General features: G+C 68.3%; 9 protein-coding genes. 4 read left to right on the top strand and 5 right to left on the bottom strand.

Annotated features, from left to right (window positions below; genetic code table 11):
• Positions 1-14 precede the first annotated feature (14 nt).
• The 5 genes from MFF58_RS17365 to MFF58_RS17345 all read right to left on the bottom strand — a co-directional run bounded on the left by MFF58_RS17365 (position 15) and on the right by MFF58_RS17345 (position 4,882).
• Positions 15-1,076, bottom strand: a complete 1,062-nt coding sequence (locus MFF58_RS17365) for an NAD-dependent epimerase/dehydratase family protein (protein WP_238290022.1) — start codon at positions 1,074-1,076, stop codon at positions 15-17.
• The gene (locus MFF58_RS17360) at positions 1,073-2,188 is read right to left on the bottom strand and encodes an NAD-dependent epimerase/dehydratase family protein (RefSeq protein WP_238290021.1); all 1,116 of its coding nucleotides are present in this window, start codon (positions 2,186-2,188) and stop codon (positions 1,073-1,075) included. Before MFF58_RS17360 ends, MFF58_RS17365 begins: the two co-directional genes overlap by 4 nt.
• Before the next feature lie 474 nt (positions 2,189-2,662).
• Entirely contained in the window at positions 2,663-3,724 is a 1,062-nt protein-coding gene (gene nrfD, locus MFF58_RS17355) for an NrfD/PsrC family molybdoenzyme membrane anchor subunit (RefSeq protein ID WP_238290020.1), read from the bottom strand.
• Positions 3,721-4,629, bottom strand: coding sequence for a 4Fe-4S dicluster domain-containing protein (locus MFF58_RS17350; RefSeq protein WP_238290019.1), 909 nt, complete (start codon positions 4,627-4,629; stop codon positions 3,721-3,723). Before MFF58_RS17350 ends, nrfD begins: the two co-directional genes overlap by 4 nt.
• 13 nt (positions 4,630-4,642) lie before the next feature.
• Positions 4,643-4,882: a hypothetical protein gene (locus MFF58_RS17345; protein WP_238290018.1), complete on the bottom strand. Its 240-nt coding sequence runs from the start codon at positions 4,880-4,882 to the stop codon at positions 4,643-4,645.
• Positions 4,883-5,086: 204 nt separating this feature from the next.
• Between MFF58_RS17345 and fdh the strand changes: the two genes are divergently transcribed.
• From fdh to MFF58_RS17320, 4 genes are all read left to right on the top strand, one after another.
• Complete coding sequence (fdh, locus tag MFF58_RS17335; RefSeq protein WP_283206446.1) at positions 5,087-8,302, top strand: formate dehydrogenase; 3,216 nt, start codon at positions 5,087-5,089, stop codon at positions 8,300-8,302.
• On the top strand, positions 8,299-8,610 hold the full coding sequence (locus MFF58_RS17330; protein ID WP_238290014.1) for a hypothetical protein: 312 nt from the start codon (positions 8,299-8,301) through the stop codon (positions 8,608-8,610). Before fdh ends, MFF58_RS17330 begins: the two co-directional genes overlap by 4 nt.
• Before the next feature lie 508 nt (positions 8,611-9,118).
• Positions 9,119-12,610 carry a PAS domain S-box protein gene (locus MFF58_RS17325; protein ID WP_238290013.1) on the top strand — a complete coding sequence of 1,164 codons (3,492 nt, stop codon included), beginning with the start codon at positions 9,119-9,121 and terminating at the stop codon, positions 12,608-12,610.
• Between the two features lie 523 nt (positions 12,611-13,133).
• A complete protein-coding gene (locus tag MFF58_RS17320; RefSeq protein ID WP_238290012.1) occupies positions 13,134-13,496 on the top strand; it encodes a hypothetical protein in 363 nt (120 codons plus the stop codon).
• Positions 13,497-13,581: the final 85 nt, after the last annotated feature.

The following is a 13,581-nucleotide window of genomic DNA, read 5'->3' as shown; positions in this document are numbered from 1 at the left end:
TCATGGGTCGACCCTCATGCGGCCGCTCCCGCGAGCGGCGGGGCGCCCGCCTGCGCACGCTCGGTGGTGAGCCAGTGCGCCAGGTCGGCAACCCCATCGCGCCAGCCGGTGAAGGGCTCAAGGCCGAGGCTCTCGACGGCCCGTCGCGTGTCGGAGACGTAGTAGCGCTGGTCGCCGGGGCGCCAGTCCTGGAAGCTGCGCGCCACCGGGCGGCCCAGCAGGGCGCCGACATGGTCGAGGAGCTGCAGCAGGCTCACGGCGTTGCCGGGGCCGCCGCCAATGTTGAAGGCGCGACCGGCCGCGGTGTCGATGCAGGCGAGGGCCGCCCGGTAGACCGCCACCACGTCGCGCACGTGCAGGATGTCACGCACCTGCCGGCCGTCACCGTAGAGCGTGACCGCCTCGCCGGCGAGCGCCCGGATCAGGAAGTGGGCGACCCAGCCCTGGTCCTCGTTGCCCATCTGGCGCGGGCCGTAGACGCAGCTCATCCGCATCACCGCCGCCGGGATGCCGAAGCTGCGGGCGTAGTCGAGGACGTACTGGTCGGCCGCACCCTTGGAGCAGCCGTAGGGCGTGTGGAAATCCAGGGGTCTCGCCTCGCCGATGCCGCGGGCGCGCAGGTCCGGATCGGCCGGGAGATAGGCCTCGCCGACCGCCTCCAGGGTGATGTCGGGGAGGTCGCCGTAGACTTTGTTGGTGGAGGCGTAGAGCACCGGCACCGGCCGCTCGAGCGCGCGTAACGCCTCTAGGAGGTTCACGGTGCCGAGGAGGTTGATCTCCAGGTCGGCGCGCGGCGCGACGAGACTCGTGGTCACGGCGACCTGGGCGGCGAAGTGGAACACCGCGCCCGCCTCCGCCACCGCCCGGGCGAGTTCCGGCGCGTCGCGAATGTCGGCGACGACCGGGGTGATCCGGCTGCCGTGGCGCTGCCGCAGCCAGTCGAGGTTGCCTGCGACGCCGGGGCGAGACAGGGCGTCGTAGACGATCACGGCGTGGCCGTCGGCCGCGAGGCTGTCGGACAGGTTGGCGCCGATGAACCCGGCGCCGCCGGTGACGAGGATCGGCCGGCCGTTCACGCGACGAGACCCCGCGCTTCGAGTTCGCGCCGCGCTTCGGCGACGCGGTCGACGGCCTGCTGCTCGGCCACCCAGGCGGCGAGTTCGGCGAGCCCTTCGACGAAATCACGACGCGGCGCGTAGCCGAGCTCCCGCTGGATCTTGCCGATATCGGCGATGCAGTGCCGGATGTCGCCGAGCCGGGCCTGGCCAGCCAGCTCCGGCTCGATACCCTCCCGGCCCATGGCGCGGGCCAGCAGGCGGGCGACCTCCCGGACAGTCCGGTCCTGGCCGCTGCCGACGTTGTAGACCTGACCGGCGGCCGCCGGATGCTCCAGGGCCAGCGCAAAGGCCTGGGCGACATCCTCCACGTGGACGAAGTCGCGCCGCTGCTCGCCGTCCTCGAAGATCATCGGCGGCTGGCCGTTATGCAGGCGAGCCGCGAAGATCGCCAGCACGCCGGTATAGGGGTTCGACAGGGCTTGTCCCGGCCCGTAGGCGTTCCACAGGCGGAGCGCCACACCCTCCATCCCGTAGGCGGGGGCCAGCGTGAGCGTCAGGCGCTCCTGCGTATACTTGGTCAACGCGTAGACCGAGGCCAGGGCCGGGCGCTTCGATTCCGGCGTCGGGATCGGCCGCATGGGCTGCCCCTGCGCGTCGAGGGGGTCCCAGGGCTCGCCGGGCCGGCGGGGGCGGCGCACCACCTCCTCGGCCGTTCCACCGTCCGAGGTGCGGTAGAGCCCCTCGCCGTAGATGCTCATGGACGAGGCCACGACCACGCGCCTCACCGGCGCTTCGATGAGCTGCTGGAACAGCACGGCCGTGCCGCAATCGTTGACCGAGACGTAGCGCTCGACGGCGTACATGCTCTGGCCAACGCCGACTTCGGCCGCGAGGTGCACGACCCGGTCGATCCCGCGCAAGGCCCTGGCCACCGCCGCGCCGTCGCGGACGTCGCCCGCCTGGAACTCGACCTCTGGCGGCAGCATCCCGGCACCGCTTGTCCCGCCGCCATGGACCTGCTCGATCAGGCTGTCGAGCACCCGCACGCGGTAGCCGCGGCGCAGAAGTTCGGCGGAGAGGTGGCGACCGATGAAGCCGGCGCCTCCGGTAATGAGTACGAATTCCGGCACGAGGCGTCACATTCCCCTGCGAGGACCTTCAGCTATGTAGAGCGGGAATCCCGGACCGGAGAAACAACGCAAGTTAAATTCCGGCCTCGGCGAACGAAAAACCAATCTTCAATGCTAAGGTCGCGGGAAATATGGGCTATTTGTGCCGTCCGACGATAAATCTCCGCGAGACAATCCGCCTCATCTAGCCGGCGGCACGGAGGTCCCTAGACAGGCGCCTGAGCGGCATCTCTCCAGTCCACCTCAAATGAGACTGGTGGGCAGATCAACGATTATTTCGAGAAATCGAGATCAGCTGCCGATAAAAAGGTTCGCGCCGTCATTCTCCGACCTCATCCAAGCAAATGACGGCCCCCGCCCGCGGTTCCCTATAAAATCCGGACATGATGCGGCCGCGACTGGAGGGGCGGGAGGGGGCCCTTCGCTGAGCGCGCAACCGGATCCGACGGATGCGGTCCCCGGGGCATGGATGGATCACCGTGCGGGCAGATTTTCGGGCTGGCTGAACCGGAAGCTCACGTCCGGATCCTCGGCCGAACGGTCGCCCGCCGCCATGATTGATATCCGCAGGGCCGCGGCGCCCGCGAGCGTCGCGACGGCGGCGAGAGCCGTCACGGGTCGCGGCAGGCCGCGGCGGGTCAGGAGCGAGGCTGCCAAGATCCCCAGCGGGAGGGCGGTGCCCAGGAGGGTCGCCCCCAGATGCTCCACCCTGCCGGCCTTCCCGCTGAGGGCGCCCGCGACGCCCGTGCGCCGGTAGGTGGCATGCGAGATCGCCGCGCCGGCGAGTTCGGCGGCGAGCGCCGCCGCGGCGGTTCCCTCAAGGGCGCGGCGCCGGCTCGGATCGGCCTCGGTCATCGCCAGCGCCACGGCCGCCGAAGCCATCGACGAGGCGCCGAAACGCATGGCGAGGCTCTGCGGGGCCGCGGCCCAGAGCGGCGTCGAGGTCGCCGACAGCAGGGACGCCGTGTAGGTCGAGAGGCCGAGGCCCGTGAGCGCCGCCGGCACCTGGGCGGCGCGGGCAAGGCCCCTGAGGCCCCGCGTCCCTGGCCGGAGATCTGCACCGAATTGCGCCGCCGCGGTGAGGCCGGCGGCCCCGCTGAAGCCCATCAGGATCCAGGTGCCGATCGACATGGGCGAGGTGTGCTTGGCCACCCGCAGCATGTTGTAGAAGCGCTCGGGCGTGTGCAGGTCATAAACCAAGAGCGGCGCGCCGAGGATGGGGGCGAGCAGCGCGAGGTAGCGCCCCCGGCGCACGAGCGGCGCCGCCTCCGCGCCCTGACGCAGGTCCGCCAGGGCGGCGATCACCGCGGCCGAACCGGACAGGCCGGCGAGAAAGATGTAGCCGCCCACCACCGGGTTCTCGAACGGCGACGCCTTGAGCTGCGGGCGGCCGTAATAGGTCGGCCCCGTCCAGCCGGCCCGGTTCGGCCGTCCGTGCACCGAGGGCGGCTCGGTGGCCTGCCGGGGGACGCGCGGCGCGTCCTCGGGGCCGTCCCGCGTGGCGGGAGCGGCTTCCGGGCTGATCGTGGCGGTCACGGTCGCTCACCCCGCTGCGGCGCGAATAGGAAGGCGCTCGCGAGCGCCAGCGCCGCCACCGTGGCGAGGCCAGTGGCGAGGCTCGGCGCGACCCGGTTGGCGGGCCGGGTTGGGGCGGCCGGCAGGTTGTAGACCTCCGGCCGGTCGATCAGCAGGAAGAAGGCGTTGAGGTGCCCGAGATCGCCGGTCGCCCCCGGGGCGCCGGGGGTGCCGTACAGGTAGGCGCTGTCCACGCCGATCCCGTGCAGGTGCTCGACGCGCTCGGCCGCCCGGATCTGGAGGTCGGACAACTCGCCGAACTGGATCGAGTCAGTCGGGCAGGATTTGGCGCAGGCAGGCTCCAGCCCGCCCTTGAGGCGGTCGTAGCAGAGGGTGCACTTGTGCGCCTTGCCGTCCACCGTGCTGACGTCGATCACGCCGAACGGGCAGGCCGGCACGCAGTAGCCGCAGCCATTGCAGATATCCTGCTGGACCACGACCGTGTCGAACTCGGTCTTGAACAGGGCCCCGGTCGGGCAGGCTTCGAGGCAGGGCGCGTTGTGGCAGTGCTTGCACACGTCGCTCATCATGAGCCAGCCGGACTGGAACTTCTGGTCCTGTCCGCCCCGGAGGCCGTTTGCCCCGGACTTCTCTACGAAGGCGACGTGCCGCCAGCTGTTGGCCGACAGGGCGCCGGTGTTGTCGAAGCTCTGGCCGGTGAGCCCGATATTGTCGGCCGGCAGATTGTTCCACTCCTTGCAGGCGACTTCGCAGGCCTTGCAGCCGATGCAGACCGTGGTGTCGGTGAAGAAGCCGTAGGACCGCCCCGCCTCGATCCGCACCCCGGCGGTGAGTTCGGACTCGTTCGGGATCACGTGATCCAAGGTGGAGTAAGCGTGCTCCAGGGCGCGGGGATGCATGTTCATGGGTCGGCGCTCCTCAGCGGGCCTGGGACGGCGGGAGGAGGCGGACCGAACGGGCCACGAGGCCGATCAGGTTCCGAGCGGGCTCGTAGGTCACGCGCACCCGCGCCTGGCGGGCTTGAAGGGGCGCGAGTTGCGCCGGCTCGGCCGCGGCGTTGCGGTCCAGCAGGAACAGGTGCGAGACCCCGTTGTCGTCCGTGAGCTGAAAGCGGCTCTCCTGGACGATGGTGACCACGCCTTCTTTAACATACGTCAAAGTCTCGTCCTCTCGGAGCGTGGCAGTCGAAGCCTGGAATAGATCACAACTGATCCGATAACCGCCGCTCGCCGGCGAAGTTTCTCAGCCGATCCGGCCTGACCTTGGCGCAACGCCGCGAGTGCTGCCGGGCGCCGCTCGGCCGGGAACAAAATGGCTGCCCGCCCGGCTTAACCTTGCGAAGGCCGAGCAACGGGTGGCACGATGACGAAGATCCGCAGGCGCTTGTCGGAGAGGGTAGCGGGCTTCGTGCGGGACTGGTCGCTCCCGCGCCAGATGGCCGGGCAGAGCGTCATGTCCGAGGCGGCCCGGAGCACGACCTCGGCAAACCTGCGCCCCCGCCTGGAGGAGGCCGACCGGATCGGCACCAGCGTATGCCCGTTCTGCGCCGTGGGCTGCGGTCAGCTCATCTACGCCAAGAACGGCAGGCCGATCCACGTGGAGGGTGATCCGCGCAGCCCGATCAACCAGGGAACCCTGTGCCCCAAGGGCGCCGGCACGCTCGGCATGCTGCTCTCACCCGAGCGGATCAGCGACGTGCTCTACCGGGCGCCCTATTCCGACCGATGGGAGAAGAGGCCGCTGGCCTGGGCGATGGAGCGCATCGCCCAGCTGACCAAACAGGTGCGCGACGAGACCTTCGCGGGAACCCTACCGGACGGCCGGATCATCAATCACACCTTAGGCCTGGGCTCCCTCGGGGGCGCCACCATGGACAACGAGGAGAACTACCTCATCAAGAAGCTGTTCGGCGGCGGCCTCGGGATGATCAACATCGAGAACCAAGCGCGCATCTGACACTCGTCCTCGGTGCCCAGTCTGGGTACCACCTTCGGGCGCGGCGCCGCCACCATGGCGCTGTGGGACTTGGCCAATTCCGACTGCATCATCGAGATGGGGTCCAACCTCGCGGAGAACCACCCGGTGGGATTCCGCTTCGTCGTGGAGGCCCAGCGCCGCGGCGCGACCGTGATCCACATCGACCCGCGCTACACCCGCACGAGCGCGCTCGCCGACATCTACGCGCCGATCCGCTCCGGGTCCGACATCGCGTTCCTCGGCGGGATGATCCGGCACATCCTCGAGAACGACCTCTGGTTCCGGGACTTCGCCCTCGCCTACACGAACATCAGCCACATCATCGAGGAGGGCTACGGCGACCCCGAGCAGAACGAAGGCCTGTTCTCCGGCTACGACCCGGTAGCTGGGACCTATTCGCAGGACACGTGGCAATACGCCGGCAAGACCGTGCCGTCGCCGGTGGCCGAGCACCGGGTGCAATCCCAGGAGAATTCCTCCGATGAGGGCGCGGCCTTCGAGAGCATGACCAAGTCGCCGCCGCCGCAGGACCCGACCCTGCAGCACCCGAACTGCGTCTACCAGATCATGCGGCGCCACTACGCGCGCTACACGCCCGAGATGGTCGAGCGGGTGACCAGCTGCCCGAAGGACCTGTTCGTCCGGATCACCGAGATCTTCGCGCACAACTCAGGGCGGGAGAAGACCGGAGCCTTCACCTACGCGGTGGGTTGGACGCATCACTCCACCGGCGTCCAGATCATCCGGGCCGCGAGCATCATCCAGGGGCTGCTCGGCAATATCGGGCGGCCGGGCGGCGGCATCATGGCCCTGCGCGGCCACGTCAGCATCCAGGGCTCGACCGACATCCCGACGCTCTACAACATGCTGCCGACCTACCTGCCGCAGCCGAACGTCTTCCACGACCACGCCACCGTCGACCGGTACCTCGCGACCGAGACGCCGCCCACGGGCTGGTGGTCGAACATGCCGAAATACGTGATCAGCCTGCTCAAGGCCTGGTACGGCGAGGCTGCGACGCGGGAGAACGGGTGGGGCTACCAGTTCCTGCCCAAGCTCACCGGCGACGCCTCGCAGGAGCCGATGACCATGGCCATGTCGGACCGGGTCGTGAAGGGTCAGTTCATCCTCGGCCAGAACCCTGCCGTGGGGGCGGTGAATTCGGAACTCGTGGAACGCGGCTTCGCCAATCTCGAATGGATGGTCGTGCGCGATTTCGCCATGACGGAAACCGCCAATTTCTGGCAGCAGGGCCACCGGGTCCGCAAGGGCGAGGTCCGGCCGGAGGAGATCGGCACCGAGATGTTCTTCCTGCCCGCCGCCATGCCGGGTGAGAAGGACGGCTCGGTCACGAACACCTCCCGGCTGGTGCAGTGGCACGACGTGGTCTGCGAGCCGCCGGGCGACAGCCGCTCGGACCTCTGGTTCATCGTCCATCTCGGGCGGCGGCTGAAGGAGCTCTACCGGGACTCCATTGAGCCGAAGGACCGGGCCATCCAGGCGCTGACATGGGACTACGCGCTCCGGGGCGAGAAGCAGGAGCCCGACGCCGAGGCGGTGCTGCGCGAGATCAACGGCCGGACCGTCGCGGACGGGAAGCAGGTCGCGGATTATCGCGAGCTCAAGGACGACGGCTCCACAGCCTGCGGCGGCTGGATGTATTGCGGCATCTTCCCGGAGACGGGGAAGAACCTCTCGCGCTCCCGCCGACCGGACGGGCCCGGGGAATCCGGCGCCCATCTCGGCTGGGCTTGGACATGGCCGCTCAACCGCCGGACCCTCTACAACCGCGCCTCTGCGGATCCGGCCGGGAAGCCCTGGTCCGAACGCAAGAAGATGATCTGGTGGGACGAGGCGCAGGCCAAGTGGACCGGCAACGACGTGCCAGACTTCCTGGCCGACAAGCGGCCGGACTACCGCCCGGACTGGTCGAAGCGGCCGCACGGCATGGACGCGCTGGGCGGCGACGACCCGTTCATCATGGAGGCGGACGGCAAGTGCGCACTGTTCGTGCCGTCCGGGCTCAAGGACGGGCCGCTGCCGACGCATTACGAGCCGATCGAGAGTCCGGTCCGCAACCCGCTCTACCCGAAGCAGCAGCGCAACCCGACCGCGAAGCTCTGGGGCCGGCCCGGCAACGAACTCCACGACGCCGCCGACCCGCGATTCCCCTACGTCTTCACCACCTTCCGCCTGACCGAGATGCATTGCGGCGGCATCGCCACCCGAGTCATGCCCCACACGGCGGAACTCCAGCCGGAGGCCTTCGTGGAAATCTCCCCGGAACTCGCGGCGAGCCTCAGGATACGGCACCTCGGCTGGACCGTGATCTCGACCCTGCGCGGCGAGGTCGAGGTTCGGGCCATGGTCACGGAGCGGCTCAAGCCATTCCGGATCGACGGCCGGGAGGTCCACCAGATCGGCATGCCCTGGGTCTACGGTTGGCAGGGCTACGCGCGGGGCGACGTCGCCAACGTGCTGCTGGCGATCACCGGCGACGCCAACACCAGCATCCACTCGACCAAGGCGATCACCTGCAACATACGGCCCGGCCGCAAGGCGCGGCCGGACGTGCTCGGGCAGAGCGAGGCCCGGACGTGAGCGCCGCCCCTGGCCGGGAGTCCGGCCACCGAGCGCTCGCCGCCCTCGACATCGTGCTGGCGCGCAAGCCTGAGCGCGACGACGACCGTCTCTCGGAAGCGACGGCAGAGCTGACGAAGTTCCGCGACGCGATCATCGCGGAGCAGCGCGGCGGCGGCGTCCGCAGCGCGAACGACCGGCAGCACCTCGCCCATCTGAACGCGGTGCTCAGCGTGGTTCTCGGCGTGCATTTTCCCCTGGGAGAGACACCGTGGGACGAGCTTCAGAAGGCCCGGGACTGGCTCTCCGATCTTGTCAGGACATCATAGCTGGTGTTTTCGTTTCCAGGTGGAGCAGGTCGGCCCGCTGAAGATCCATGATCCGGACCGGCGTCAGCGTTCTTTGGACAATCAACGCCGCTTTCAACGGACACTACACGGTCGATGGAACACAGGAGACGCGCGCTGACTGTACTGAGACCTCTCATGCCGCCGAACTGGCATGCCCATCATCGCAAAATGCGCTGATCCTGAATTGGTCCGGACGTTCTGGATCCGCTCTTTGCCCCGAACCGCCCGGACGTAGGCCGGCGGCTCCCGGAACCGTCCCCGTGACCGTTTCACGGCCATTGCGGTCGGTAAGTTGACTTGGCAGCGATCCCGGTAGCCGACGTTTCCGCATGGGGGGTGATCGACACGCCTTGGTCATGTCACTCTTCAGTCCGGCCGATCATGCCCGGCCGAACCGGTTCGCTCATGACGGGACGGCCCTCCTGCGCTAAGCGTCGAGCCGGTCCCTCGCCAGTTGCGCAGGGATCGCCCGCGGAAAGGACTGTTCGTGGCCTCTGTTCTGGCCCCCCCTGCCACGCATGCCTTCCTCGCCGGCGGCGGCGCGATCGGCCTGCTTGTCGGCTCGCGGGATTGGTCTGCGACCCCGCTCGGCCCCATCGAGGAGTGGTCGTCGAGCCTGAAGACCGCGGTCAACATCATGCTCACCTCGTCGAGCCCGGTGTCGATCCTCTGGGGACCTGAGCGCATCCAGCTCTACAACGACGCGTACGTCCCGATCGCGGCAGAGCGGCACCCGGACGCGCTCGGCCGGTCGGCGGCCCGGAACTGGAGCGAGGCTTACGAAACGTTCCTCGGGCCCCTCCTCGATCGTGTGTTCGAAGGCGAGACGGTCCGGATCGACGAGCACGCGGTGCTGCTGCGGAAATCGTTGGGGCTCGTCGAGCAGCGCTTCTTCACCGGCAGCTTCCAGCCCGTGCGCGATGAGACCGGACGGGTAAAGGGCGTCTTTCACCCGCTCTCCGAGGTGACCGGCAATCAGGCGGCCGCACGAGATCAGCGCCGCGCCGAGCGCGCGCTGCGGGAAAGTGAGACGCGCTACCGACAGATTGTCGAGGGCGCCGAAGACTACGCGATCGTACGCCTCAACGATCGCGGGATCATCACGACGTGGAACACGGGGGCGGAGCGCCTCACGGGTTTCACCGAGCGCGATGCGATCGGGCAGCCGGGGAATATCCTGTTCACACCCGAAGACCGAGCCTTGGGCCGGGCCGACGCGGAGTTGAGCCGGGCGATGCGCCACGGGCGAGCGCAGAACGAGCGCTGGCACATGCGCAAGGACGGCAGCCGGTTCTGGGCCTCCGGGCTCATGATGCGTCTCGACGCTGACGGCGGCAGCTATCTCAACATGTTCCGCGACCGAACGGCCGAGCACGAGACCGAGGCGGCCCTGGCCGCCGAAGTCGCGGCGCTCGGGCGCTTGCAGGACATCAGCACGCGGCTGGTCGGCGACGAGGCTCCGCAAGCCATATACGACGCCATCCTGACCGCCGCCGCCGAACTGATGGGGTCCGAATGCGCCAGCATCCAGATACTGGACGAGGCCGGGGATCTCAAACTCCTGGCACACCGCGGCTACGACCCACGCTCGGCGGCTTACTGGCAGACGGTCGACGCGAATTCCGAGAGCACGTGTGGCATCGCGATGACCACGGGCAAACGCGTGATCGTGCCCGACGTGGAACTCAGCGGCTTGGCCCACGACAGCGGCGATCTTCAGTCCTACCGCTGGACGGGTATGCGGGCGATCCAAACGACGCCGCTGCTGTCACGCTCGGGCAAGCCCATCGGCATGCTCTCGACGCACTGGAAAGACCCGCACACCCCTCCGGAGCGCGATCTGAAGCTGTTCGATGTCCTCGCCCGCCAAGCGGCCGACGCGATCGAACGAACGACGGCTCAGGCAAACCTGCGCGAAAGCGAGGCGAGGCAGGTGTTCCTGCTCGCGCTCTCGGATGCGTTGCGCCTCCTCAGCACGCCGGCGGAGATCGCCTCGACTGCGGCGGAGCGTCTGGCCGAACGCTTCCACCTGAGCCGGGTCTTCTACGCTGAGTTCTTCGGCACCCGGATGAGGGTGGAGCGCGACTACACCAGGGGCGTCGATTCGCTCGTGGGTGAGCACGATCTGGCGACGTTCGGACCGGACCTGCTGGGCGCGTATCACGATTGCCCGATCGTCAAAGTCGACGACGTCCGCACGGACGTGAGGTTCAGCGAGGACGCACGCTCAGGGCTCCTCGCCAGGCAAGTCGGCGCCTACCTCGATGTCGTGCTCTTCGAGCGCGAGCGTTGGGTGAGCGTGCTTGCCTTGCAGAGCGCCACAGCCCGGAACTGGACATCCGTCGAGGAGGGTCTGTTCCGAGAGGTCGGTGAACGCATCAAAGTCGCCATCGAGCGCGCCCGCGCTGAGGATCGACTCCGCGAGTTGAACGACACGCTCGAGCGGCGGGTCTCCGAGGCGCTCGCCGAGCGCAACATGCTCGCGAAGCTCGTCGAGATGACCGACGTCATGATCATGGCGATCGACCTTGAGTACAACATCCTCGCCTTGAATGGCGCTAACGCCACGGAGTTCGAGCGCATCTACGGCGTGCGCCCGAAGGCAGGCGACAACATGCTGGAGCTGCTCGCCGACCAACCGGAGCACCAGGAACAGGTCCGGACCGGCTGGGTGCAGGGCATGCGCGGCGAGCCGGTCACGTTCGTCGAGAATTATGGCGATCCGGACCGGGGCCGCCCCTACTTCGAAGTAAATTTCCGGCCCCTGCGCAACGAGGCCGGCGAGCAGGTGGGTGTCTACCAGTTTGTAACGGACGTCAGCGACCGCCTCCGCCGCGAGGCGCAGCTCGCCGAGGCGCAGGAAGCGCTTCGCCAGTCGCAAAAGATGGAGGCGATGGGTCAGCTGACCGGCGGAGTCGCGCAAGACTTCAACAATCTGCTGACCCCGATCGTGGGCTCGCTCGACATGCTTCAGCGAAGGCAGCTCGGCGGTGAGCGCGAGCAGCGCCTGATCGCTGGTGCGATGCAATCGGCCGAGCGGGCGAAGACGCTGGTCCAGCGGCTGCTGGCGTTTGCGCGCCGTCAGCCGCTTCAGCCGGTGCCGGTCGACATTGCCAAGCTGGTCACCGGCATGGGCGAACTGGTCGCGAGCACCACGGGTCCGCAGATCAAGGTCCTGGTCGACGCTCCGGACGGGCTGCCGCTGGCGAAGGCCGATCCGAACCAGCTTGAGATGGCGCTTCTGAACCTCGCCGTGAACGCGCGGGATGCTATGGAGGACGGTGGAACGCTCCGCATCTCGACCAGCGTAGAAGACGTGAGAGCGGGCCATCGGACCAAGCTACGACCTGGGACGTACCTTTGCCTGTCCGTTGCCGACACGGGTTCAGGCATGGACGAGGCGACGATCACGCGCGCCGTCGAGCCGTTCTTTTCGACCAAGGGGGTCGGCAAGGGGACGGGTCTCAAACTGTCGATGGTCCATGGGCTTGCCTCGCAACTGGGTGGCGCGCTGGCGATCCAGAGCCGACCCGGGCTCGGCACCAACGTCGAGCTGTGGCTCCCCCGAAGCACGGGCGGCCAGGGGGCCGTCAGGCCAGCGGTCAAGATGTCCGAGTTGCTCACCACGCGCGGAACGGCGCTCCTCGTCGACGACGAGGAACTCGTGCGGATGAGCACGGCGGATATGCTGAGCGATCTGGGCTATGCGGTGGTCGAAGCCACTTCGGCGGAGGCGGCTCTCAATCTCGTCGACAAAGGCGAGCACTTCGACCTTCTCGTGACCGATCACCTGATGCCGGGCATCAGCGGGACCGAACTGGCGCGCACGATGCGGACAGCCAGACCCGGGATGCCCGTCCTGCTGGTATCCGGCTACGCTGAGCGCGAAGGTCTGGATCCGGACCTGCCGCGGCTGACCAAGCCGTTCCGCAAGGACGAGCTGGCGTCAAGCCTCGCCCGACTCACAGCGGACCCGTGATCGACGGGGCCTTGCAGGGGCACGCCGCGCCTCCCCCGTGCGAACAGCGCCGCGGCACCCCAACAGGTAGCATCGCCGAACGAATATCCGGCGGCCACCCCGAACAGCGCAAGCCGGCTATCGGCCGGATCTTGTCTCTGCCGATGGGCCGCAGCTGCGTCTTCGGCGAATGGTTTTTGGAAATCCCACGGTCAGATGATCTGACAGCCACAATGGGCATCGTGGCCGTGCCCGAGATGGTCCGCACCACGTTCCGCGGCGGTGCGTTTCGGCGACCGTCATTTCAGCCCGAATGGTGTCCTGCGACGCGGCGCTGGCTTCCCGGACGCCGGTCGCCCACGCCGTGATCCGCGGCGTCCCGTGATCGCGTGGGATCGTTCGGGAGATCCGAGGGTTGTCATGCTGCACCGCAACCATCCCTGCGATCATCCGTCGGCCGCGCGTATCTGGCGGCCGCTCAGATCGTGCGGCCTGCCCCCTGGCAGCGCGTGGATGGATGGCTCGCGGTACAAAGGACCCCTTCATGCGCCTCGAACTCTCCCTGGCCGGCTCAACCCTTCTGCTCGGCCTCATGCCGCTCCCGGCGCAGGCCAGCTCCTGCGCCGAGCAGATCGGGACGATCGAACGCCGTCTCGACAGCGCCGGTGCTGTTCACGTGGCCGGCCTCCAGGACGGCCACACGATCCGCAGCAGCCATTCGCCGAAAGCTCTCGCAGCAGCTCCGCCGAGCGCGCCCAGCGACGCCGCGATGATCCCCACATCGGCGCACGTCGCCGACGCGCGTCGACTTCTCGACCGAGCCGCCGAGGAAGATCGCGCCGGTCATCAACGGGCGTGTGAGGAGACGATGACCCGTGCCAAGTCCATGATCGGCGCGCTGCCGTAGAGCGGCGCAGGCGCCTCCGGTTCGGCCTTCAACCCGCCGGCCCCACTGCATGGCTTCAGCGCGATCCGATTGATCGACGAGCATG

Origin of the sequence: Methylobacterium longum (genome assembly GCF_022179385.1) — a bacterium.
Lineage (GTDB): Bacteria > Pseudomonadota > Alphaproteobacteria > Rhizobiales > Beijerinckiaceae > Methylobacterium > Methylobacterium longum.
Note: the sequence above shows the minus strand (reverse complement) of the source record. Positions and strands in the feature narration are given on the sequence as shown.

Coding starts and splice junctions, on each gene's coding strand:
- MFF58_RS17350 (WP_238290019.1), bottom strand. CDS start 4,629: ATGAACATGCATCCCCGCGCCCTGGAGCACGCTTACTCCACCTTGGAT.
- MFF58_RS17320 (WP_238290012.1), top strand. CDS start 13,134: ATGCGCCTCGAACTCTCCCTGGCCGGCTCAACCCTTCTGCTCGGCCTC.